Genomic DNA, 21,706 nt, shown 5'->3' with positions numbered 1-21,706 from the left:
TCCTATGAAAACCCGTGCCGCCGCGGCCAATATCCTGCACCAGGTGATCCATCAGGGCCAGTCACTCTCGGCCCTGCTACCGCGCTATCAGCAAGAGCTCGCCGCCAAGGACAGGGCGCTGTTGCAGGAACTGTGCTTCGGCTCCCTGCGCTGGTACAGCCGGCTCGACGCCATCGCCAGGCAATTGCTGGAAAAACCGCTCAAGGGCAAATACCAGCCGGTGCATGCCCTGCTGCTGGTGGGTATCTACCAACTGCTTTATACCCGCATCCCGGCCCATGCCGCCCTGGCCGAAACCGTCAATGCCTGCAAGCTGCTCAAGGCCGAGCCCTTCAAGGGCATGGTCAACGGCGTGCTGCGCAACGTGCAGCGCCGGCAGGACGAACTGACCACCAAGATCGACGCCTTGCCCCAGCTGCGCCTGGCCCACCCCAACTGGCTGGTGAAACGGTTGCAGCAGGCCTACCCGGAACAGTGGCCGACCATTCTCGAGGCCAACAACCAGCATCCCCCCATGTGGATCCGGGTGAACCGTCGCCACCACAGCCGCGAGCATTACCTGGCCCTGCTGCTGCAGGCGGGCCTGGACGCGGCTCCCGACCCGCTGGCCGACAGTGCCCTGCGCCTGGCCCGCCCGCTGGACGTTGCCCTGCTGCCCGGATTCGAGCAGGGCCACAGCTCGGTGCAGGATGCCGCCGCCCAGATGGCGGCGCAGCTGCTCGAAGCGGCGCCCGGCGAACTGGTGCTCGATGCCTGTGCCGCCCCCGGCGGCAAGACCGCTCATATTCTTGAACGCCAGCCCGAACTCGGCCAGTTGGTGGCGCTGGACCTGGATGCCGAACGCCTGCAACGAGTCCACCAGAACCTGCAACGCATCGGCCTCACCGCCAGCGTCCTCCAGGGAGACGCGGCCAGGCCAGCCGACTGGTGGCAAGGGCCGCTGTTCGATCGCATCCTGCTGGACGCGCCCTGCTCCGCCACCGGCGTCATCCGCCGCCACCCGGATATCAAGTGGCTGCGCCGTCAGGAAGACATCGCCCAGTTGGCCGACTTGCAGGCGAGTATCCTGGATGCCCTCTGGCAACAGCTCAAGCCGGGCGGCACCCTGCTTTATGCTACCTGCTCCATACTGCCGGACGAGAACAAGGAACAGATCAAGGCGTTCCTGAACCGTACCCCGGATGCCCGGCATCTGCCGCTGCACGAGCACGACAGCCCGCAGCACCCGGGCTGGCAGCTGTTGCCGGGCACCGAGCAACGGGACGGTTTCTATTACGCCAAGCTGAGCAAAATCGCATGAAGATCATCATCCTGGGCGCCGGCCAGGTCGGCGGTACCCTGGCGGAAAACCTGGTGGGCGAGAACAACGACATCACCATAGTGGATACCGACGGCGAGCGGCTGCGCGAGTTGCAGGACAAGTACGACCTGCGGGTGGTCAACGGTCACGGCGCCCACCCCAACGTCCTGCGCGAAGCCGGCGCCCAGGATGCGGACATGCTGGTGGCGGTGACCAACAGCGACGAAACCAACATGATCGCCTGCCAGGTGGCCTACTCCCTGTTCAACACCCCCAACAAGGTGGCGCGGATCCGCTCCCCCGAGTTCCTGGTGGAGCGGGAGCGGCTGTTCATCAACGAGGCGGTGCCGGTGGACAACCTGATCGCCCCCGAACAGCTGGTCACCGAGTATATCTACCGATTGATCCAGTACCCCGGCGCCCTGCAGGTGGTGGACTTCGCCGAGGGCAAGGTCGGCCTGGTGGCGATCAAGGCCTATTACGGCGGTCCCCTGGTGGGCAACGCCCTGTCCACCCTGCGCGATCACATGCCCAATATCGATACCCGGGTAGCGGCCATCTTCCGCCAGGACAGGCCCATCCGGCCCCAGGGCACCACCATCATAGAGGCGGACGACGAGGTGTTCTTCGTCGCCGCCAGCGGCCACATCAAGGCGGTGATGTCCGAGCTGCAGCGGCTGGAAAGCGACTACAAGCGCATCATGATAGTGGGCGGCGGCAACATCGGCGCCGGCCTGGCCCGCCGGCTGGAAAAGCGCTACTCGGTGAAACTGATCGAACACAACCCCAGGCGGGCCGAGCAGCTGTCCGAAATACTGGAGCATACCATCGTCTTCTGCGGCGACGCCGCCGACCAGGAGCTGCTGATGGAAGAGCATATCGATCAGGTGGACGTGTTCATCGCCGTCACCAACAAGGACGAGGCCAACATCATGTCGGCCATGCTGGCCAAGAAAATGGGCGCCAAGAAGGTGATGGTGCTGATCCAGCGCGGCGCCTACGTGGATCTGGTGCAGGGGGGCACCATAGACGTGGCCATCTCGCCCCAGCAAGCCACCATCTCCGCCCTGCTCACCCATGTGCGCCGGGCCGACATCGTCAACGTCTACTCCCTGCGCCGGGGGGCGGCCGAGGCCATCGAAGCCATCGCCCACGGCGACAACAGCACCTCCAAGGTGGTCGGCCGCCAGGTGGGCGAGCTCAAGCTGCCGCCGGGCACCACCATAGGCGCCATAGTGCGCGGCGACGAGGTGCTGATCGCCCACGACAAGACGGTGATCGAGCAGAACGACCACGTGGTGCTGTTCCTGGTGGACAAGAAATTCATCCCGGAAGTGGAGCGGCTGTTCCAGCCCAGCCCCTTCTTCCTTTAATCCGCCAGGCGCCCGCCCGGCAGCGACCGCAGGGGCTCCTCGCCCGCCGCCTCCCGCAGGTGCTCGGGCAGGGGCTTGGCCACCTCCACCCCCAGCTCCCGGAACGCCTCGGCCTGGCGGATCAGGTTGCCCCGGCCCGTGGTCAGCTTCTTCATCGCCTTCTGGTAGCTGTCGTCGGCCCGCTGCAGCGACTGGCCCACCGCCTCCATGTCTTCCGTGAACAGGCGCAGTTTTTCGTAGATCTTGCCCGCCGACTCGGCGATCTTGCGCGCGTTCTGGTTCTGCCGCTCCACCCGCCACAGGTTTTCTATGGTACGCAGGGCCACCAGCAGGTTGGTGGGGCTGACCAGCAGGATATTATGGTCCAGGGCATACTTCACCAGCCCCGGCTCCGCTTCCACCGCCACCAGGAAGGCCGGCTCCACCGCCACGAACATCAGCACATAATCGAGGGTGCGCACCCCCTGCAGTTGCTGGTAGTCCTTGCGCCCCAGCTCGCGGATATGACCGCGCACCGAGGCCACATGCTCGCGCAGCGCCTGCTCCCGCCCGGTCTCGTCCTCGCCGTTGAAGTAGCGCTCGTAGGCGGTGAGCGACACCTTGGCGTCGATGATGATGTCCTTGTCTTGCGGCAGGTGCACCACCACGTCCGGCTGGTAACGCTTGCCGTCGGCGTTGCTGAGGCTCTGCTGGGTGCTGTATTCGTGCCCCTCGCGCAGCCCCGACTCGGACAGCACCCGGGCCAGCACCACTTCGCCCCAGTTGCCCTGCTGCTTGCTGTCCCCCTTCAGGGCCCGGGTCAGGGCGGCGGTGTCGGCGCTCATCTGCCGGTGCAGCTCGGCCAGCCGCTCGATCTCGAATTTCAGGCTGTGCCGCTGGCGGCTCTCGTCCGCATGGCTTTCCTGCATGTTGCGGCGAAAGCCCTCCAACTGTTCACGCAACGGTGACAGCAGGCTCTCCAGGCTGTGCTGGTTCAGTTCCCGGAAGTTGTGGGTTTTCTGCTCGAAGATGCGCTGGGCCAGGTTTTCGAACTGCTGGCTCAGCCGGTTTTCGCTGGCTTCAGACTGGGCCTGCTTCTCCGCCGCCCATTGCCGTTCCTGACGCAGCAGGGTTTCGTATTCCTTGAGCCGGCCGTTCATCTTCAGCACCAGCTGCTGCTGCTGCTCCAGCCGCTGCCTGCTGCCTTCCAGCTCCTGCAGCCGCGCTTCCAGCTGCTCCTGCAGCTGTTCATTCTGCTGAGCCAGCAACGCCAGTCGCGGATGCAGGCCGAGCCGGGTCAGGCCCCAACCGGCCAACGCCGCCCCCGCCGCCAACAGATAGGGCCAGTACCCCGCTAGCAGCCCGGCCATCAGCGCCTCCGCTGCTCAAGCATCGCCATCACCCGCCGGTTAAAGCGCAACCAGAGTAACACATAGAGCAGATACAGCAGAGTAATCAGCCACTTGTGCTGGTTTACCCCGTTGTCGAAGGCGGCCAGAGGCAGATCCAGCAACTGGCTGTACAAGGCCACCAGCAGTGGAAACATCAGAAACACAGACCAGCGCCAGCACTGGGCGAGAAAAGAAATAAAGAGGCCGTTATCCAATGCCTTAGTCCCGATTGCCGAGGGTAAGGCCCAAGCTTACCAGCGACCGCCCCCGAATTCAGCCGGTACGGTGCAGATAACTCTTCAACTGTTCGGAAGGAATGGAGGTACTGGAAGACAGGGCATAAGCCGCCCACTGCCCGGCCTGCTCCAGTGCCGCCGGCATCGCCAGCCCCGACACCAGGCCATGGATGAGCCCTCCGGCGAAGGCATCGCCGGCCCCGGTGGCATCCACCACCGACACCGGCCGGGCCGGCACCCGAATATGCCGGTCCGCCGAAAACGCCTCGGCGCCCTGCTCGCCGTGGGTCACCACCAGCCACTGCAACTGCTCGCCCGCCAACCGCCGGGCATGGCTCCAGAGATCCGGCTGCGGTGCCAGATCGGCGGCGGAGGCGATCAGCACCTGGCAGGGCCGGGACCAGCGCCCCTCCTTGGGATACTGGCTGATCACCAGGGTACGCTCGAGCATCCGCGCCATATAGCCGGCGGCTTCGGCACCGTCCATATTGACGTACAGGCAATCCGCCGGTTCGATCGGCAGCAGGCCGGGCAATGCAGGCCGCCGGGCCTGGCGCAAGATGGTGCGCTCGCCCTGGGCATCCACCAGCACCAGCAGCTCTCCGGTGTCGCCATCGAAGCGCTCCACGTAGTCGATGTTCAACCCCAGCCCCTGGGCCTCCTGCCGCAGCCAGTCGCCGGTGTCATCCCGCCCGACCCGGGAAATAATGCAGACCTCATGCCCCGCCCACAGCAGGCCGACACCGGTGTTGGCGGCCCCCCCGCCCAGCCGTCGCCCCTGATCCCGGTACAGCAAGCGGCCGCCGGCAGCGAGCGGCTCGTTCAACAACAACACATGATCACAATTCAAGTTGGCCAGAAGCAGCAGTTTTGCCATCGCCAGGATCCTTCATTACATCGCGGCACCCGGGACGGCACCACCCTATCAAACAGGCTCACACCTGAGCAGCAAGGGGTTCCGGCAAGCCGAGCCTGTTGGCAGTGGGCATCATTCTACCGTCACCTTGATGGGCTCCGACATCAGCGGCGGCTGATGCGGAATGTGCAAGTGGTCTCCCAGCACCAGCTGCAGCCGGTATTCCCCCGGCGGCAGGCTGAGCCGGGTTTCGGTCTGGCCACCCCCGAAATGCAGCACCCGTTCGCTGGCCGGCAGGGGCTGCGACAGATCTTCCGCCTCCGCGTTGATCAGCAGGTGATGGTGGCCGGTATTGGGCAGTTCAACCCCGGCCGGGGCCACGCCCATGCCCTGCAGACCGAACCTGACCGTAAACTCCGTACTCACGACCTCGCCATCGGCGGGCGTGATGAAGTAGACTCGCGCCCCTTCCGGAGAAGGGGTCGCCATCAGGGTCGCGGCGGCCAGCACGGCCGCCAGGGTGAAGATGCTTGCTCCGCTCATCAGCTCTGCTCCTTGATAGTGGCATCAGCAGCAAGCATAGCATCCCCGGAGGTGGAGGAACTCAGTCGGCCCGGCCCATGTAGCGCCGCTCCGTGGTATGGATACGCACCTTGTCGCCGATTTTCAGGTATTCCGGCACCTGGACGGTCAGCCCGGTGGCGAAGGTGGCCGGCTTGGTGCGCGCCGACGCCGAGGCGCCCTTGATTTCCGGCGTGGTCTCCACGATCACCATTTCCACCGTTTGCGGCGGCTCCAGGCCGATCACCTGGCCATCCACCAACATCACCTGGATACCCTGGGTGTTTTCATCAAGAAACAGCAGCTCGTCGGCAATCTCGCTGCTGCGGATCGGATACTGGCTGTAGTCTTCCATGTCCATGAAAATATGGTCGTCGCCGTCCACGTAGGACAGCACCACGGTGCGCCGCTGCAGCTCTATGGTGGTCAGCAGATCGTCGCCCTTGAACCGCTCTTCCGCCTTGAGCCCGGTCTTCAGATCGGTAAAGCGCATCTTGTAGAGGGTGGTGGCACCACGCGCACTCGGGCTCTGCACCTCGATGTCGCGAACCATCAGCAGCTTGCCGTCCAGCTCGACCACCATTCCTTTTTTAACTTCATTCGCCCTTGGCATGAATACTCTCCAGAAAATCAGACGCCGCATCTTAGCCAAGGCCGGAGGGCGGCACCATACCCCCTGGCCATGATTTGAGAGCGAGACGGCAAATACCGACCCGCAGGAGCCCGCCTACCCCCGCAGCACCTTGTCCAGCGCCTGCTCGAAGGTGGCGACGGTGCGATCCACATTCTGCAGCTTGTCGAGCCCGAACAGGCCGATGCGAAAGGTCTGGAAATCGGCCGGCTCGTCGCATTGCAACGGCACCCCGGCGGCAATCTGCAGCCCCTCGACGGCAAATTTGCCGCCGCTCTTGATGGCCGCATCATCGGTGTAGCACACCACCACCCCAGGGGCGGCAAAACCGTCGGCGGCCACGCTCTTGATGCCGCGCGCCGCCAGCAGCGCCCGTATCCGGCTCCCCAACTGCTGCTGGCGCTGCTTGAGCAGGGCGAACCCCAGCGCCTCGGTTTCCCGGATGGTGTCCCGGAACCGGAGCAGGGCGTCGGTGGGCATGGTGGCATGATAGGCATGGCCGCCCTGCTCGTAGGCTTCCATGATCTGCAGCCATTTTTTCAGGTCACAGGCAAAGCTGCTGCTCTGGGTATCCTCAATGCGCCGACGGGCACGCTCGCTCAGCATCACCAGGCCACAGCAGGGCGAACTGCTCCAGCCCTTCTGCGGGGCACTGAGCAGGATGTCGACACCACTCGCCTTCATGTCCACCCAGAGGGTGCCGGAGGCGATGCAATCGAGCACGAAGAGACCGCCCACCTCATGCACGGCGTCGGCCACCGCCTTGAGGTAAGGATCCGGCAGCATCATGCCGGCGGCGGTTTCCACATGGGCGGCAAACACCAGAGCCGGCCTGTGCTCCCTGATGCTGGCCACCACCTCCTCGATGGGCGCCGGGGCCAGTGCCGCCCGGGGGCCGGGCTCCACCGGGCGCGCCTTCAGCACCCTTTCCGAGGCCGGGATACGGCCCGTCTCGAAAATCTGGCTCCAGCGATAGCTGAACCAGCCGTTGCGGAGCACCAGGCAATGCTGATCGGTTGCAAACTGGCGGGCCACCGCCTCCATCCCGAAGGTGCCGCCGCCCGGCACCACCACCACCGACTCGGCCCGATACAGCCCCTTGAGGCCGGCGGAGATATCCCGCATCACCTGCTGGAAGCGTTGCGACATATGGTTCAGGGAGCGGTCGGTATAGACCACCGAATATTCCAGCAGGCCATCAGGGTCGACATGGGGCAGTAATCCGGACATAAACACCTCTTCGCTGAGCGTTAATGCTTAATACTGCCCAATCTGTTCACAAATAACAAAGACCTGGTACACGAAAATCCATTCCAGATCCCACTGCCGGCACGGCCGCCACCGGTGTTACCATAACGGCCCTATGTTTAACTGTGGTAGCCCCTGAAATGAACGAACAATTCAGCCTGGAAGGCCATGCCTTTATTCCCCTGCATAACCTGCTCAAAGTCATGGGTTGGTGCGATTCCGGCGCCATGGCCAAGGCGGTGATCGAGGAGGGTATGGTGCTGGTCAACGGCGAGGTGGAGTTGCGCAAGCGCTGCAAGATAGTGGCCGGACAGCGTGTCAGCTTCAATGGCCAGGACCTGGTGGTAACGGAATAAGCAAAAAGGCCTGCATCGCTGCAGGCCTTTTTTGTTGAATCTGGTCGGCATGAGAGGATTCGAACCTCCGACCCCTTCGTCCCGAACGAAGTGCGCTACCAAGCTGCGCTACATGCCGTCAACGGGGCGAGAATTTACATAAATGGCGCAACGCTTGCAAGCTCTTTTTCATCAAAGCCCTTATTTAGGTCCCAATAGCCGCAGGCTCCAGTCGCCCACCTGGCCCTCGACCAGGTAAGCCGCTGCTTTTTCACGCCAACTGGTTGATAAACAATCTAATTCGGCCAACTCCCGCAAACCGGCCTGATCGAAGCCATGGTTGAACACAATATCGCCGGCCCGCTTCACCGGCATCTGCGGACAAGGCCGCTCCACCAGGGTCATGCTGGCCTCGGGCGTCACCTCCCCCTGCTCCAGCACCCGCAGCAGCCAGCCGGCCCGGCCATTGGCCTGCACCAGCACCGAGAAAAAATCGTAGCCAAAGCGGGCATTGAGCTTGTAGCAGGGCGAACGGGGCTGGCTTACCTGCACCAGGGCGCTGTCCAGCCGGTAGATGTCGCCGATGCAGGCCTCCTGCTCCAGCAGACCGACACCGGAAATATTCTCGCCGAAGGCGCCCGGCCCCAGCAGCCCGAGAGGTCCGGTCAATCCCATGCCCCGGAACCAGCTCTGCCAGAAGTCATAATGCTCCCGGGGATAGTAGTGCAGCGCCCGTTCCGGACCACCGTGAAAACGGGTGGATACCTGGGCGTCGTCGTTCAGACCGCCAAAACTGCAAAACTGGCGGCGGCTGACCGGCTGCTTGTCGATGGCACTGGCAATCGCCGGATTCAACATTTTCGGTTTGCCTGCCAGAATCGTTACACGCATCAAAGCCTCCCTGGCGGTGATAAAAACGCGTTACCGGATAAGACAAAGCCCTGCAACTCAGGGTAGATTGAGTCTATAACAAGGTATAACGCCATTCCCCTATCATGCTTATTAAGGAACCGGGTGTCATGAATAAAATGCTGTTATTGCTGCTGGCCCTGTTCAGCCTGCCTGCTCAGGCCAGACTGGCGGTCAATATTCCGCAACCGGAGCAGGCCCCGCCCCACCACGACTACTATCGCCAGGTACTGACCCTGGCCCTGGAAAAAAGCGGCGAGCCCTTCACCATCAATCCGGTGCCGCTGAACGAGTCCCAGTTCCGCATCGCCCAGATGCTGTTCCGCGGCACCCCGGTCAACCTCGCCTGGATGGGCACCTCGTCCGAATACGAACAAAAGCTGCTGCCGGTGCGGGTGCCGCTGATGCGCGGGCTGTCCGGCTTCCGGGTGCTGATCATCAACCAGTCACGCCAGCAGGAGTTCAGCCTGGTGCAGAGCCTGGCCGAACTGGCCGCCTTTACCGGGGTGCAGGGCATCGGCTGGAGCGATATCGAGGTATTGAAAGGAGCCGGGCTGAACATCAGCGCCGCCCGCCGGGTCACCATACTGGACATGCTCAACCGCAACCAGCATGTCGATTACTACCCGCGCAGCCCGGTGGAAGCCTTCGGCGAGCTGGCCGCCCAGGGCCAGGACTACCCGCAGCTGATGATCGAACCCCGACTGCTGTTGCACTACCCCTTCGCGGTCTATTTCTTCGTGAGTCCCGAAGCCCCCAGGCTGGCCGAAGCGCTGCAACGGGGGCTGGAGCGGGCCTATAGCGACGGCAGCTTTATGGCCCTGTTCGAACGGCATCCGCTGATCCGTACCAGCCTGCAGCAGCTGCAACTGGAACAGCGGCTACGACTGGAGCTGGTCAATCCGGATCTGACTGAAGCCACCCGAGCCTTGCCGGACCATTACTGGCATCCGGGGGCCCGGCCTTGAAAAAACGGCGATAACCGCACAGTATCCTTATATCAACCCAGCAGCTCGGAGCACAGAACCGGTGAATATCGCCTTCTTCAGCAGCCAGCCCTATATGCAACAGCCCTTCGCCGAACAAAATGCCGGTTACGGCTTCGACATCACCTGGTTCGAGGCCCGGCTCGAACCCCACACCGCCGCCCTCGGCAAGGGCTTCGACGCCATCTGTGTCTTCGTCAACGACAAGGTCGATGCCGAGGTGATCGAGGTGCTGGCCACCGGAGGCGTACGCTACATCGCCCTGCGCTGCGCCGGCTACAACAACGTGGATCTGGACGCGGCCCGGGCGGCCGGCATGACGGTGGTAAGGGTGCCGGCCTACTCACCGGAAGCGGTGGCCGAACATACGGTGGGGCTGATGCTCAGCCTCAATCGCCATATCCACAAGGCCTACCAGCGCACCCGGGATGCCAACTTCTCCCTCAATGGCCTGGTCGGCTTCAATATGCACGGCAAGACCGCCGGCATCGTCGGCACCGGCAAAATAGGCATCGCCACCCTGCGTATCCTCAAGGGCCTGGGCATGGTGCTGCTGGCACACGACCCGATGGAGAACCCCGAGGCCCTGGCCCTGGGGGTGCGCTATGTACCGCTGGCGCAACTGTTCGCCGAGGCCGACGTGCTCAGCCTGCACTGCCCCCTGTTCGAAGAAAACTATCACCTGCTCAACCGGGACAGCTTCGCGCAGATGAAAGACGGAGTCATGATCATCAACACCAGCCGGGGCGGCCTGCTCAACGCCGACCATGCCATCGAGGCCATCAACAACGGCAGGATCGGCGCCCTGGGGCTGGATGTGTATGAAGAAGAGGAAAACCTGTTTTTCGTCGACAAATCCAGCGAGATCATCCGCGACGACACCTTTCACCTGCTGTCCGCCTACCCCAACGTGATCATGACCGGGCACCAGGCTTTCCTCACCCGGGAAGCCCTGGCCGCCATCGCCCACACCACCCTCGACAACCTGCAACGGCTTTCCCGCGGGGAGTCCTGTGATAATAAAATCAACTAAGGAGCACAGTATGAAACTCGTCCTTGCCGCCACCACCGCCACCCTGCTGCTCGCCGCCTGCGCCGGCGGTGGCCTCAGCACCACCGAGTCCAGCCTGCAGCATCAGCGCTGGACCCTGGCCACCGTCAACGGCGAACCGGTCGATGCCGGCATCGGCTCCGATCTGGCCATCGGCGAGCACATGGCCATCAGCGGCCTGGCCGGCTGCAACCGCTTCTTCGGCAGCGCCAGGCTCGAGCAGGGCCGGCTCAAGGCCGATCCCCTGGCCAGCACCAAGATGGCCTGCCTGTCGGGCAGCATACAGCAGGTGGAAACCGCGGTGCTGGCTACCCTCAACCAGGGCGCCGCCGTCAGCCATGACGACCGGCAACTGACCCTGACCGGCAGCGACTACACCCTGGGCTATCGCCTGGCCGACGCGGACTGATGCCATGAGCGAGCACTTTCTTATATGTCCGGCCTGCGGGGCCAAGAACCGGGTGCCGGCGACCCGGCTGCAGCAGGGGCCCCAGTGCGGCAAATGCAAGGCCTCGTTGCTGCCGGGCACGCCGCTGGAACTGGACGGCCCCCGGCTCGAGCGCCTGCTCGCCCATGAAACCCTGCCGCTGGTGGTGGACTTCTGGGCGCCCTGGTGCGGCCCCTGCAAGATGATGGCGCCGGTATTCGCCGCCGCCGCCACCGAGCTGCAGGGCAAGCTGCGCCTGGCCAAACTGGATACGGAAGCCCACCAGCAGGCGGCAGCCCGCTTCGGCATCCGCTCCATCCCCACCCTGATCGCCTTTTCCGGCGGCCAGGAGCTGGCCCGCCAGTCCGGCGCCCTGCCCGCCGGCCAGCTGCGCCAATGGCTGAGCCAGTTTTATTGAACCAGGCCTACGACGGCATCGGGAAAGGAATCCTGCTGCCAGTCAACCCTCCGGCCACAACATCAAATTGTTTGAATAAAAGACTCTAATATCCCCGCTGGTCATCCCCGCCCGGTCGGCCACAATAGTCCTGTCAGTATTTCATAGGAGCAGGATCATGGGTAAGTTGGTAGATGGCATCTGGCATGATGTCTGGTACGACACCAAGACCACCGAGGGACGCTTCGAGCGTAGCCAGAGTCAGTTTCGCCACTGGATCACGCCGACCGGCGAGGCGGGTCCCAGCGGCCAGGCGGGTTTCCAGGCCGAGGCGGGGCGTTACCATCTTTATGTGTCCCTGGCCTGCCCCTGGGCCCACCGCACCCTGATCATGCGCCGCCTGAAAGGGCTGGAGGAGATGATCCCGGTGTCCGTGGTGCACCCGGTGATGCTGGAGCACGGCTGGACCTTCGCCACCGACTTCGAGGGCGCCACCGGCGACAGCCTCCACGGCCTCGACTACCTGTACCAGCTCTACCTCAAGGCCGACGCCCGTTATTCCGGCCGGGTCACGGTGCCGGTGCTGTGGGACAAGCAGCGGCAGACCATCGTCAGCAACGAGTCCGCCGACATCATCCGCATGCTGAACGGCGCCTTCGACGACCTCGGCGCCAAAGCCGGCGACTACTACCCGCAGGAGCTGCGCCCCGAGATCGACGAGCTCAACGCCTGGGTCTACGACCAGATCAACAACGGCGTCTACCAGGCCGGCTTCGCCACCCGCCAGGCCGCCTACGACGAGGCGGTCACCGCCCTGTTCGAGGCACTGGAGCGGCTCGAAGCCCGGCTGTCCGGCCGGCGCTACCTGCTGGGCGAGCGCCTGACCGAGGCGGACATCCGGCTGTGGACCACCCTGGCCCGCTTCGATGCCGTCTATCACACCCACTTCAAGTGCGACCGGCGCAAGATAGCGGAATACCCGGCGCTCTACGGCTACCTGCGCGACCTCTACCAGACCGCGAATATCGCCGGCACCACCAACATAGCGCACATCCGCCACCACTATTTTCGCAGCCACCCGACCATCAATCCCCACGGCATCGTCTCCGTGGGCCCGGCACAGGACTGGACGACGCCCCACGGTCGCGGGTCGGGTGGCGGGGCCGGACCGGCGTAGGCGGCCGCCGCAGTATGACCCATCGCAGGCAGCCCGACCGGAGGCGGGTATCGGCCGGCTCCCGATCATCCATTCCGTTGCCGAAATTGCGCAGGCAACCATGGATTAGCGGGTGGGCAAGCTGGTATAAAGAGGTTTTTATTCCACTAGGTATGCCCCATGGACGCGCTTGAGCAACATCGCTTGAAACGTATTCTTTCCAACACCCGCAGCATCGCCCTGGTCGGGGCCTCGAACCGCCCGGATCGCGCCAGCTACCAGGTGATGGAATATCTGCAGCAACAGGGCTATCAGGTCTATCCGGTCAATGACCAGCTGGCGGGCGCCATCATCCTCGGCCAGACCTGCGTGGCCGGCCTGGAGGATCTGGATCAACCGGTGCAACTGGTCAATGTGTTCCGCCGCGGCGAGTTCGCTTCCGACATCGCCCTGGAGGCCATAGAGCACGAGGCGCTCTGCCTCTGGCTGCAGCAAGGCATCACCAGCCTGCAGGCCGCCGAAGCCGCCGCCGAGGCCGAGCTGGAATACGTGGAAGATCTCTGTATCAAGCAGGTACACCAGCAGTTGCTGGGATAATCTGAGTCAAAAGGGGCCATAGGCCCCTTTTGACTTGATGGCAACGTCGTTGTCATGACCGCATAAGTCGGCCAAAGGGCCAACTCCGCCGACACGCCGCAAGTACGTCCATGTAGGCTCGCACATGCCATCCCTGGCATGTGACGGTCGACGGAGCCGTTCCCTTTGTCCGCCTGTTCTGACATAGACGTTGCCTGTCCAGGTAAGCCTGAAGGTTTGCCAGCAGTCTGCTTTTTCTTTTATCGGGCGTCCGCCTCCGCCCTGGCCGGCATGTCCGTTTCCTGCTCCGCCGCTTCCGCCCGCCGGCCCAGCAGCCGCAGCCCCAGGGCCATGATGCCGGCGCTGATCGCCAGCCCCAGCCACCAGGGCAGGCCGTAGGCCACCGGCAGCACGGCGCAGAGGGTGCTGATCACCCCCACGAACAGGGCGTAGGGCAGCTGGGTGCGCACATGCTCCACCAGGCCGCAGCCCGAGGCCATGGCCGCCAGCAGGGTGGTCTCGGCCAGGGGCGAGCAGTGATCCCCCCACACCGCGCCGGCCAGCACCGCCGCCACCGCGGCGTAGAACAGGTGCATGGCCGCCGGATCCCCCGCCAGGCCGTGGTGCTGCAGCACCGCCCAGGCCAGGGGCACCACCAGCGGCATCATGATGCCCATTACCCCCCAGGAGGAGCCGGTGGCGAAGGCGGTGAAGGCCGACAGCAGGAAGACGCTCACCGGGATCAGCTCCGGACTCAGGCTGTCGCTCAGCACACTCACCAGGTAGTCGCTGGTATTGAGCGCCTCGTTCACCGACGACAGCGCCCAGGCCATCATCAGTATGGTGATGGGCAGCAGCATGGACTTGACCCCCTCGAACCAGTAATGGGCGGTCTCGTCCATGCTCAGCAGGCCCTGGGCCCGGGTCATCACCAGCGCCACCAGGGTGCTGAGCAACGAGCCCCACATCATGGCGGTGAAGGAGTCGCCGTTGCCGAACACATCGCGCAGGCTGGCCCCGGCGGGAAAGCCCAGCTCGCTCATGCCGGTATACCAGATGCCGCCCAGGGTGGTCAGCACCAGCACCGTCATCGGGATGATGGCGTTCAGGGCCCGGTGGGGTATGCCCGGCTTGGCGTCGATGCTGGCTTCCTCGGCGATGGCTTCCCGGTCGGTCAGCGCCTCGTCCGGCTCGCCACGCTGTTGCACCGCCCGGATTTCCGCCTTCAGCATGGGCCCGAAGTCGCGCCCGCTGAGGCTTATCATAAACACGAACAGCAGCGCCAGTATGGGGTAGAAGCTGTAGCTGATGGCGGCCAGGAAGACCCCGTAGGCGGAGCCCTCGAAGCCATCGATCTGACGAATGGCCTCATCGATCAGGCCCACCTGAAAGCCTATCCAGGTGGTCACCAGCAGGATCGCGGACACCGGCGCGGCGGTGGAATCCACCAGGTAGGCCAGCTTTTCCCGGGAGATACGCAGCTTGTCGGTGATGTTGCGCATGGTGTTGCCGACGATCAGGGCGTTGGCGTAGTCGTCGAAGAAGATGGCGGTGCCCAGCAGGCCGGTGGTGGTCTGGGCGCTGCGCCGGCCGCGCACGAAGCGGGTGATGTGGCGGGCGATGCCGACGGTGCCGCCGTTGCGGGAGATGATGCCCACCATGCCGCCGATCAGCAGGCAGAACAGCACCACCGACATGTGCTCCGAGTCGCTGGCGGCGGCGAGCACATGCACATTGACCGAGTCGAGCACACTGGTCAACAGTTGCTCCCCGGCCAGGCCGTAGCCCAGCCAGCCGCCGACGCAGATGGCGACGAACAGCGCCAGTATCACCTGGCGGAACACCAGCGCCAGCAGGATGGCAAGCAGGGCCGGCAGCACCGACAGCCAACCGGCGATGGCCGGGCTGTCCACCTCGGCCAGCACCCGGCCGGTGGCGTCCACCAGGGTCAGGGCGACGTGGTCGGCGCCGGTGACCAGGCCCTCCACCACCGCCTCGCCGTCGTCGAACGCCAGGGCGTGGCGCCGGCCGTCCAGCACCAGCCACAGGGGCTGCGCCGGACTTCCCGCCACCGTCACCTCGAAGGGAATCCCCTTCAGCACCAGGGCCGGCGGACTCAGCGCCAGCGTCGGTTCCGTCTCCCCGGCCCTAAGGCCGCCCGACCACAATAACACCAGGGCCAGCAGGGCGCTCAGCAGTAACGCCAAAACCCGCTGATAACGTCGTCTGTCATGCCCGCAGGAGTCGGCCAAAGGGCCTACTCCAGATATCGCCGGCTGGCAACCCCGCAACTGTTGATATCCTTCCATGGTGGCTCTCCTCCCTTACACCGAACGCAGATACCAGTCGTACTCCTGGGAGCTGACATGGCGCATAAACAGCTGCCGCTCGCCGTAGCGGTTGGCGTGGTAAACCCGGCAGAACTCCGCCCCCAGGTAGGAGGGCAGCACCTCGTTGCGTTGCCACTGATCCAGCGCCTGGATCCAGCTGTTGGGCAGGCTGGGCGGATGGCTGGCGTAGGCATTGCCGGTCACCGGCACCGGCGGGCTCAGCCGCTGGCTGATGCCGAGATGGATGCCCGCCAGTATGCTGGCCACCAGCAGGTAGGGGTTGGCGTCGGCACCGGCCACCCGGTGCTCCAGCCGGCGCGCCTCGGCGCTTCCGCCGGGAATGCGCACCGCCACGGTGCGGTTGTCGGCGCCCCAGGTCTGGCTCATGGGCACGTAGAAGCCGGGCTGGAAACGGCGGTAGCTGTTGGCGTTGGGGGCGAACACCACCATCGACTCGGGCATCAGCGCCAGCACCCCGGCCACCGCCTGGCGCAGCGTCTCGCTGCCCAGGCCCTGGTCATTCTCGCTGGCGAAGCGGTTGCGGCCCTGCTCGTCAAGCAGGCTCACATGGATATGAGTGCCGCTGCCCGCCTCCTGGTTGTAGGGCTTGGCCATAAAGGTAGCCTCCATGCCGTGGCGGGCCGCCACCCCCTTGATCAGCCGCTTGAGCAGCACCGCCTCGTCACAGGCCTGCATGGCGTCGGCCCTGTGCTTGAGGTTGATCTCGAACTGGCCCGGGGCGCATTCGGCGATGGCGGTGTCCACCGGCAGCTGCTGGGTCAGGGCCGACTGATGAATGCTTTCGATAAAGTCGCAGTGGTCGTCCAGATCCGACAGGGAATACACCTGGCACTGCTTGTCCCGCTTGCCGGTGACCGGCGACAGGGGCGGCTGCAGCTGGTGCTGGCCATCCCGCTCCCGGTCCACCACGTAAAACTCGGTTTCCACCGCCACCACCGGGGTCAGCCCCAGCTCGGCGAAGCGGTCCAGCACCCGCCGCAGCACATGGCGGGGATCGTAGGCGAAGGGGCGGCCGTCGTTTTCAAACATGCTCATCAGCACCTGGGCACAGGGCCTGTCCTGCCAGGGCACCCGGCTCAGGGTGCCCGGCACCGGAAAGCACAGCCGATCCCCCTCCCCCTGATCCAGGCCCAGTCCGGTTTCTTCGATGGTATTGCCGTTGATGTCCAGCGCGAACAGGGACGCCGGCAGGCAGACCCCCTCTTCGTAGGCCTTGAGCAGGCTGTCCCGGGGGATGCGTTTGCCGCGCACCACCCCGTTGATGTCGCCGATCATCAGGTCGATGGAATTGATATCCGGGTTCTGCTCCAGAAACGCCCGGGCCTCTTGCATGCCCCTGTCACCCATAGTGAACTCCATGTTGCTTTTTAATAACCACACCAAAAGATGAATCGTTATAGAATACTGAACACAACAGAGCAAGATGGCCGCCCAACCAAAGGTTAACATTTTGTGAAAAATAGTTAAGCGCATCACAAATGACGCAGGAAATCCGCTTATTTTATGCTTTCAGATCTGGATCAAACGATGGAGTCATGCTCTTATTTCACTCATACAAGATATCGCGACACGTTGAATATATAAACCAACAGGTTTTATCGGGTGGAAAAATGGAAATAAAAATGAACAATCCTGTAGTGGGCGTCAGCGCCTGCCAGCGCCAGATAGAGGGGCATGGCTGCCATATGGTGGTCAACAAGTACGTCGAGGCCCTGCGCCGCTCGGCCGGGGTGGAGGTGGTACTGCTGCCGGCCCTGGACGAGGGCCTGGATCCGGCCATCCTGGCCCGGCTCGACGGCCTCTGCCTCACCGGCAGCTACAGCAATGTGGAGCCCCGCCATTTCGGCCAGGCCCCCTGGCCCGGCGACTGCCGCTACGATCCGGCCCGGGACGGCTCGGCCCTGTCGCTCGTCCGCGCCGCCCGCCGCCTGCAACTGCCCCTGCTCGGCATCTGCCGGGGGCTGCAGGAAATGAACGTGGCCTACGGCGGCAGCCTGCGCCAGCCGCTGCAGGAACTGCCCGGCCTGCTCGATCACCGGGAGCCGGCGGCCGACCACATGGACGAGCACTACCAGCCCGCCCACGGCATCCGCCTCAATCCGGACGGCCTGCTCGCCCGGCTCGGCGGCGCGCCGGAATTCGAGGTCAATTCCCTGCACCAGCAGGGCATCGACCGGCTGGGCGAGGGCCTGATCGCCGAGGCCCTGGCCCCGGACGGCCTGATCGAGGCCATCAGCGATCCGGCCCATCCCTTCGCCCTGGGCGTGCAGTGGCACCCGGAATGGCGCAGCGCCGAGCATCCGCTCTACCGGGCCATCTTTACCGCCTTCGGCGCCGCCTGCGCCCGATACCGGGAAACCATCAAGGCCTGACAGAGCGCTCACCCGATAAACACATGAACGAAAAGGACACCATCATGCATCAGTACAACACTCAAGCATTGCGCGAACAGGACGGCCGCCACCACCTGCACCCCTTCACCGACACCAAGGCGCTGGGCAGCGGCAGCCGCATCATCACCGGCGCCGACGGCATCTATATCCACGACTCCGAAGGCAACCGCATCCTCGATGGCATGGCCGGGCTCTGGTGCGTCAACCTGGGCTACGGCCGCCGGGAGCTGGTGGAGGCCGCCGCCGCCCAGATGACCGAGCTGCCCTACTACAACAACTTCTTCAAGACCGCCCACCCGCCGGCGATCAAACTTGCCAAAAAACTGACCGAGCTGGCCCCCGAGCACATCAACCACGTGTTCTTCACCGGCTCCGGCTCCGAGTCCAACGACACCGTGGTGCGCATGGTACGCCGCTACTGGCAGCTCAAGGGCCAACCGCAAAAAACCGTGATCATCGGCCGGCGCAACGGCTACCACGGCTCCACCGTGGCCGGCGCCAGCCTGGGCGGCATGGCGCCCATGCACGAGCAGGGCGGCCCCATGCTGCCGGACGTGGCGCACATCGCCCAGCCCTACTGGTTCGGCGAGGGCCGGGAAATGAGCCCGCAGGAATTCGGCCTGCTGGCGGCTCAGTCTCTTGAGCAGAAAATCAAGGAGCTGGGAGTGGAGCGGGTGGCCGCCTTTATCGCCGAGCCGGTGCAGGGCGCGGGCGGCGTCATCATCCCCTCCGACAGCTACTGGCCCGAGATCCAGCGCATCTGCGACCACTACGGCATCCTGCTGGTGGCCGACGAGGTGATCTGCGGCTTCGGCCGGCTGGGCCAGTGGTTCGGCAGCCAGCACTTCAACATCAAGCCCGATCTCATGCCCATCGCCAAGGGGCTGTCCTCCGGCTACCTGCCCATCGGCGGCGTACTGGTGGGCGACCGGGTAGCCGAGGTGCTGATCGAGCAGGGCGGCGAGTTCTACCACGGCTTCACCTACTCCGGCCACCCGGCCTGCGCCGCCGTGGCCCTGCGCAACCTGGAGCTGATGGAAGAAGAAGGCATCCTCGAGCGGGTGCGCGAGCTCACCGGCCCCTACTTTGCCAAACAGTGGGCCAGCCTGGCCGATCATCCCCTGGTGGGCGAGGTGCGCAGCCTGGGATTGCTCGGCGCCCTGGAGCTGGTGGCCGACAAAACCACCCTGGCCCGCTTCACGCCGGGCATCGGCGGCCGGTGCCGGGACAACTGCTTCGCTACCGGCATCGTGATGCGCTCGGTGGGCGAGACCATGGTGGTGTCCCCGCCCCTGGTGATCACCGAGGCCCAGATAGACGAGCTGGTGCGCCTGGCCCGCCAGAGCCTGGATCTGACCGCCCGCCAGCTGGGCCTGATGGACTGAGGTGATCCCATGAGCGCACACACCTTTGCCGACTGGCGCGCCCTGAGCGAGGGCCTGCAACCCGAGGGCCGGGCCTTTATCCGCGGCCGCTACTGCGAGGCGGCAAGCGGCGACCGCTTCGCCACCCTCAACCCGGCCAACGGCCTGCCCCTGGCCCTGGTGGCCAGCTGCGACGAGCAGGACGCGGAGCTGGCGGCAGGCCATGCCCGCGCCGCCTTCCGCCGGGGCGACTGGTCCGGCCTGGCTCCGGCCGGGCGCAAGGCCGTGCTGCTGCGGCTGGCCGGGCTGGTGGAGCGGCACGCCGAGGAGCTGGCCCTGCTCGACAGCCTGGATATGGGCAAGCCCATCTCGAGCAGCCTTAACGTGGATCTGCCTGCGCTGGAACGCCGAGGCCATCGACAAGGTCTACGGCGAGGTGGCCCCCACCGGCCCCGACAGCCTGGGGCTGGTCACCCGGGAGCCGCTCGGGGTGGTGGCGGCCCTGGTGCCCTGGAACTTTCCGCTGATGATGGCCTGCTGGAAAATCGCCCCGGCGCTGGCCGCCGGCAACGCGGTGATCCTCAAGCCCTCGGAGAAGTCGCCGCTCAGCGCCATCCGGCTGGCGGCCCTGGCCCGGGAGGCGGGCCTGCCCGACGGCATCCTGCAGGTGCTGCCGGGCTACGGCCACACCCTGGGCAAGGCCCTGGCCCTGCATCCGGAGGTGGACGCCCTGGCCTTTACCGGCTCCACCCGGGTGGGCAAGCTGCTCACCCAGTATGCGGGCGAGTCCAACCTCAAGCGCACCTTTATGGAATGCGGCGGCAAGAGCGCCAATATCGTCTTCGCCGACGCCGGCGATCTGGACCGGGTGGCGCGGGAGGCGGCCCAGGCCATCTTCTACAACCAGGGCGAGGTATGCATCGCCGGCTCCCGGCTGCTGGTGGAAAACACCATCAAGGAGGAGCTGGTCGAACGCATCCTGCACCACGCCCGGGCCTGGCAACCGGGCCACCCGCTGGATCCCCAAAGCCCCATGGGCGCCATCGTGGACGCCGCCCAGCTCGACGGCATCTGCGGCCATGTGCACAAGGCCCTGGCCCAGGGCGCCCGGCTGCGCCTGGGCGGCGAGCCGGTGCTTACCGACGGCGGCGGCTGTTATTTTCCGCCCACTGTGTTCGACCAGGTGCACAACGGCATGGCCCTGGCCCGGGAGGAAGTGTTCGGCCCGGTGCTGGCGGTGATCGGCTTCGACGGCGCGGACGAGGCGGTGGCCATCGCCAACGACTCCCCCTACGGCCTGGCGGCGGCGGTATGGACCCAAAACCTGGACCTGGCGCTGACCACGGCGCGGCGGCTGGAGTCGGGCCAGGTGTTCGTCAACAACTACGCCGGCGGCGACATGACGGTGCCCTTCGGCGGCTATAAGCAGTCGGGCAACGGCCGGGACAGGTCGCTGCATTCCCTGGCGGAATACAGCCAGTTGAAGACCACCTGGATAGCCCTGCACGGGCATTGAGGTTGCCGAGACCCAAAACGACGGGCGCCATCATGGCGCCCGTCGTCTTATCAATACTTATTCGCACCCCATATGCTGCCGGAAACGCTCGGGATCATGCCCCGGCGGTACCTGCTCACAGGGCGACGCGGCAGAGCCATAGCCGCGCAATGCCTGATAGCGCCGGATCTGGGCCTCGCTGAGCAACGTCACCGTATCGAGATGGCGCGACAGATGGACAAAACGCAGCTCGGCGCGCACCGCCTCGGCCTCCGCGATACGCTGGCGCAGTTCCGCCTTGCCGATGCTTCCTCCCTTCAGGGCCTGCTCCAGGGCAAGCTCCGCCTGGATCAGGCGTTCACCGGCGCTGATCGCCTCTTCCCGCATCTGCTCGAACAACTGCCGAACGGCCGCCCGCTGGGCCTCGTCGAGGGGCAGCTCCTCCTGCAGCTCGAGCAGGTGCGCCGGCCCGGGAATACCGTTCAGCTCGGCGGGCAAGGCCAGCCCCCAACCACCGCCGCGGCGCAGCTCGGTCATATCCGCCTCGGAAAGGCTCTTGATCTCGCGCTCCTGAAAGCCGGCATAGGGTGAGTGGTGGTTGTGGTGGTGCCGGCCGTCCGACGCCTGCGCCAGACCGGAAAACAGCAATGCCGCAAAGGGGAATGTCACGTATCGAAGCATGGTGGACTCC

The 21,706-nt window shown here is 64.9% G+C and carries 21 protein-coding genes, 1 tRNA gene and 1 pseudogene; 12 read left to right on the top strand and 11 right to left on the bottom strand.

What is annotated here, in order from left to right:
- Positions 1 to 4 precede the first annotated feature (4 nt).
- Together rsmB and trkA are read left to right on the top strand one after the other, a co-directional pair.
- Positions 5 to 1,300, top strand: coding sequence for a 16S rRNA (cytosine(967)-C(5))-methyltransferase RsmB (rsmB, locus tag JKV55_RS06755; RefSeq protein ID WP_202083506.1), 1,296 nt, complete (start codon positions 5 to 7; stop codon positions 1,298 to 1,300).
- Entirely contained in the window at positions 1,297 to 2,673 is a 1,377-nt protein-coding gene (trkA, locus tag JKV55_RS06750; protein WP_202083504.1) for a Trk system potassium transporter TrkA, read from the top strand. The genes rsmB and trkA overlap by 4 nt, the downstream gene beginning before the upstream one ends.
- Here trkA and rmuC read toward each other — a convergent pair.
- The 6 genes from rmuC to JKV55_RS06720 form a co-directional block, all read right to left on the bottom strand.
- Positions 2,670 to 4,022, bottom strand: a complete 1,353-nt coding sequence (gene rmuC / locus JKV55_RS06745) for a DNA recombination protein RmuC (RefSeq protein WP_202083503.1) — start codon at positions 4,020 to 4,022, stop codon at positions 2,670 to 2,672. The genes trkA and rmuC overlap by 4 nt on opposite strands.
- Positions 4,022 to 4,207, bottom strand: a complete 186-nt coding sequence (locus JKV55_RS06740) for a hypothetical protein (RefSeq protein ID WP_202083547.1) — start codon at positions 4,205 to 4,207, stop codon at positions 4,022 to 4,024. Before JKV55_RS06740 ends, rmuC begins: the two co-directional genes overlap by 1 nt.
- Positions 4,208 to 4,316: 109 nt before the next feature.
- A complete protein-coding gene (locus JKV55_RS06735; RefSeq protein ID WP_202083502.1) occupies positions 4,317 to 5,156 on the bottom strand; it encodes a PfkB family carbohydrate kinase in 840 nt (279 codons plus the stop codon).
- A gap of 111 nt (positions 5,157 to 5,267) precedes the next feature.
- On the bottom strand, positions 5,268 to 5,678 hold the full coding sequence (locus JKV55_RS06730; RefSeq protein ID WP_202083500.1) for a DUF4399 domain-containing protein: 411 nt from the start codon (positions 5,676 to 5,678) through the stop codon (positions 5,268 to 5,270).
- A gap of 61 nt (positions 5,679 to 5,739) precedes the next feature.
- The gene (gene efpL, locus JKV55_RS06725) at positions 5,740 to 6,309 is read right to left on the bottom strand and encodes an elongation factor P-like protein EfpL (RefSeq protein ID WP_202083498.1); all 570 of its coding nucleotides are present in this window, start codon (positions 6,307 to 6,309) and stop codon (positions 5,740 to 5,742) included.
- Between the two features lie 114 nt (positions 6,310 to 6,423).
- Complete coding sequence (locus JKV55_RS06720) at positions 6,424 to 7,557, bottom strand: aminotransferase class V-fold PLP-dependent enzyme (protein WP_202083496.1); 1,134 nt, start codon at positions 7,555 to 7,557, stop codon at positions 6,424 to 6,426.
- A 158-nt stretch (positions 7,558 to 7,715) separates the two neighbouring features.
- On the opposite strand from JKV55_RS06720, the gene JKV55_RS06715 reads away from it, so the two are divergent.
- The gene (locus JKV55_RS06715) at positions 7,716 to 7,931 is read left to right on the top strand and encodes an RNA-binding S4 domain-containing protein (protein ID WP_202083494.1); all 216 of its coding nucleotides are present in this window, start codon (positions 7,716 to 7,718) and stop codon (positions 7,929 to 7,931) included.
- 41 nt (positions 7,932 to 7,972) lie between these two features.
- Here the strand turns inward: JKV55_RS06715 and JKV55_RS06710 are convergent.
- Both JKV55_RS06710 and JKV55_RS06705 read right to left on the bottom strand, forming a co-directional pair.
- Positions 7,973 to 8,049, bottom strand: a tRNA-Pro gene (locus tag JKV55_RS06710).
- 62 nt (positions 8,050 to 8,111) lie between these two features.
- Positions 8,112 to 8,801, bottom strand: a complete 690-nt coding sequence (locus tag JKV55_RS06705; protein WP_202083492.1) for an MOSC domain-containing protein — start codon at positions 8,799 to 8,801, stop codon at positions 8,112 to 8,114.
- Positions 8,802 to 8,929: 128 nt separating this feature from the next.
- On the opposite strand from JKV55_RS06705, the gene JKV55_RS06700 reads away from it, so the two are divergent.
- The 6 genes from JKV55_RS06700 to JKV55_RS06675 all read left to right on the top strand — a co-directional run bounded on the left by JKV55_RS06700 (position 8,930) and on the right by JKV55_RS06675 (position 13,433).
- On the top strand, positions 8,930 to 9,787 hold the full coding sequence (locus JKV55_RS06700) for a type 2 periplasmic-binding domain-containing protein (RefSeq protein ID WP_202083490.1): 858 nt from the start codon (positions 8,930 to 8,932) through the stop codon (positions 9,785 to 9,787).
- 61 nt (positions 9,788 to 9,848) lie between these two features.
- Complete coding sequence (locus JKV55_RS06695; RefSeq protein WP_202083488.1) at positions 9,849 to 10,838, top strand: 2-hydroxyacid dehydrogenase; 990 nt, start codon at positions 9,849 to 9,851, stop codon at positions 10,836 to 10,838.
- A 10-nt stretch (positions 10,839 to 10,848) separates the two neighbouring features.
- Positions 10,849 to 11,265, top strand: coding sequence for an META domain-containing protein (locus JKV55_RS06690; RefSeq protein ID WP_202083486.1), 417 nt, complete (start codon positions 10,849 to 10,851; stop codon positions 11,263 to 11,265).
- 4 nt (positions 11,266 to 11,269) lie between these two features.
- A complete protein-coding gene (gene trxC, locus JKV55_RS06685; RefSeq protein ID WP_202083485.1) occupies positions 11,270 to 11,701 on the top strand; it encodes a thioredoxin TrxC in 432 nt (143 codons plus the stop codon).
- 157 nt (positions 11,702 to 11,858) lie between these two features.
- Positions 11,859 to 12,857 carry a glutathione S-transferase family protein gene (locus tag JKV55_RS06680; RefSeq protein ID WP_202083483.1) on the top strand — a complete coding sequence of 333 codons (999 nt, stop codon included), beginning with the start codon at positions 11,859 to 11,861 and terminating at the stop codon, positions 12,855 to 12,857.
- 159 nt (positions 12,858 to 13,016) lie between these two features.
- On the top strand, positions 13,017 to 13,433 hold the full coding sequence (locus JKV55_RS06675; protein WP_202083482.1) for a CoA-binding protein: 417 nt from the start codon (positions 13,017 to 13,019) through the stop codon (positions 13,431 to 13,433).
- A gap of 239 nt (positions 13,434 to 13,672) precedes the next feature.
- Here JKV55_RS06675 and JKV55_RS06670 read toward each other — a convergent pair whose 3' ends face one another.
- Positions 13,673 to 15,619: a Na+/H+ antiporter NhaC family protein gene (locus JKV55_RS06670; protein ID WP_202083480.1), complete on the bottom strand. Its 1,947-nt coding sequence runs from the start codon at positions 15,617 to 15,619 to the stop codon at positions 13,673 to 13,675.
- Positions 15,620 to 15,736: 117 nt separating this feature from the next.
- Complete coding sequence (locus JKV55_RS06665; RefSeq protein WP_202083478.1) at positions 15,737 to 17,110, bottom strand: glutamine synthetase family protein; 1,374 nt, start codon at positions 17,108 to 17,110, stop codon at positions 15,737 to 15,739.
- A 275-nt stretch (positions 17,111 to 17,385) separates the two neighbouring features.
- On the opposite strand from JKV55_RS06665, the gene JKV55_RS06660 reads away from it, so the two are divergent.
- The 3 genes and pseudogenes from JKV55_RS06660 to JKV55_RS06650 all read left to right on the top strand — a co-directional run bounded on the left by JKV55_RS06660 (position 17,386) and on the right by JKV55_RS06650 (position 21,036).
- A complete protein-coding gene (locus JKV55_RS06660; protein ID WP_202083476.1) occupies positions 17,386 to 18,135 on the top strand; it encodes a gamma-glutamyl-gamma-aminobutyrate hydrolase family protein in 750 nt (249 codons plus the stop codon).
- A gap of 44 nt (positions 18,136 to 18,179) precedes the next feature.
- Positions 18,180 to 19,541: an aspartate aminotransferase family protein gene (locus JKV55_RS06655; RefSeq protein WP_237332717.1), complete on the top strand. Its 1,362-nt coding sequence runs from the start codon at positions 18,180 to 18,182 to the stop codon at positions 19,539 to 19,541.
- Between the two features lie 9 nt (positions 19,542 to 19,550).
- A pseudogene (locus JKV55_RS06650) lies at positions 19,551 to 21,036 on the top strand (aldehyde dehydrogenase).
- Between the two features lie 57 nt (positions 21,037 to 21,093).
- On the opposite strand, the gene JKV55_RS06645 reads toward JKV55_RS06650, so the two are convergent.
- Entirely contained in the window at positions 21,094 to 21,696 is a 603-nt protein-coding gene (locus JKV55_RS06645) for a hypothetical protein (RefSeq protein WP_202083472.1), read from the bottom strand.
- Positions 21,697 to 21,706: the final 10 nt, after the last annotated feature.

Source organism: Zobellella iuensis (assembly GCF_016746085.1).
GTDB classification, from domain to species: Bacteria; Pseudomonadota; Gammaproteobacteria; order Enterobacterales; family Aeromonadaceae; genus Oceanimonas; species Oceanimonas iuensis.
This window is presented reverse-complemented; position numbering and strand designations above follow the sequence as displayed.

Excerpts from the sequence above, each read along its gene's own strand:
- JKV55_RS06675 (WP_202083482.1), top strand. The coding sequence starts at position 13,017 with ATGGACGCGCTTGAGCAACATCGCTTGAAACGTATTCTTTCCAACACC.
- rsmB (WP_202083506.1), top strand. The coding sequence starts at position 5 with ATGAAAACCCGTGCCGCCGCGGCCAATATCCTGCACCAGGTGATCCAT.
- JKV55_RS06655 (WP_237332717.1), top strand. The coding sequence starts at position 18,180 with ATGCATCAGTACAACACTCAAGCATTGCGCGAACAGGACGGCCGCCAC.
- JKV55_RS06660 (WP_202083476.1), top strand. The coding sequence starts at position 17,386 with ATGAACAATCCTGTAGTGGGCGTCAGCGCCTGCCAGCGCCAGATAGAG.
- JKV55_RS06715 (WP_202083494.1), top strand. The coding sequence starts at position 7,716 with ATGAACGAACAATTCAGCCTGGAAGGCCATGCCTTTATTCCCCTGCAT.
- rmuC (WP_202083503.1), bottom strand. The coding sequence starts at position 4,022 with ATGGCCGGGCTGCTAGCGGGGTACTGGCCCTATCTGTTGGCGGCGGGG.
- JKV55_RS06690 (WP_202083486.1), top strand. The coding sequence starts at position 10,849 with ATGAAACTCGTCCTTGCCGCCACCACCGCCACCCTGCTGCTCGCCGCC.
- trkA (WP_202083504.1), top strand. The coding sequence starts at position 1,297 with ATGAAGATCATCATCCTGGGCGCCGGCCAGGTCGGCGGTACCCTGGCG.
- JKV55_RS06735 (WP_202083502.1), bottom strand. The coding sequence starts at position 5,156 with ATGGCAAAACTGCTGCTTCTGGCCAACTTGAATTGTGATCATGTGTTG.
- JKV55_RS06680 (WP_202083483.1), top strand. The coding sequence starts at position 11,859 with ATGGGTAAGTTGGTAGATGGCATCTGGCATGATGTCTGGTACGACACC.
- JKV55_RS06665 (WP_202083478.1), bottom strand. The coding sequence starts at position 17,110 with ATGGGTGACAGGGGCATGCAAGAGGCCCGGGCGTTTCTGGAGCAGAAC.
- JKV55_RS06705 (WP_202083492.1), bottom strand. The coding sequence starts at position 8,801 with ATGCGTGTAACGATTCTGGCAGGCAAACCGAAAATGTTGAATCCGGCG.
- JKV55_RS06645 (WP_202083472.1), bottom strand. The coding sequence starts at position 21,696 with ATGCTTCGATACGTGACATTCCCCTTTGCGGCATTGCTGTTTTCCGGT.
- efpL (WP_202083498.1), bottom strand. The coding sequence starts at position 6,309 with ATGCCAAGGGCGAATGAAGTTAAAAAAGGAATGGTGGTCGAGCTGGAC.
- trxC (WP_202083485.1), top strand. The coding sequence starts at position 11,270 with ATGAGCGAGCACTTTCTTATATGTCCGGCCTGCGGGGCCAAGAACCGG.
- JKV55_RS06730 (WP_202083500.1), bottom strand. The coding sequence starts at position 5,678 with ATGAGCGGAGCAAGCATCTTCACCCTGGCGGCCGTGCTGGCCGCCGCG.
- JKV55_RS06700 (WP_202083490.1), top strand. The coding sequence starts at position 8,930 with ATGAATAAAATGCTGTTATTGCTGCTGGCCCTGTTCAGCCTGCCTGCT.
- JKV55_RS06720 (WP_202083496.1), bottom strand. The coding sequence starts at position 7,557 with ATGTCCGGATTACTGCCCCATGTCGACCCTGATGGCCTGCTGGAATAT.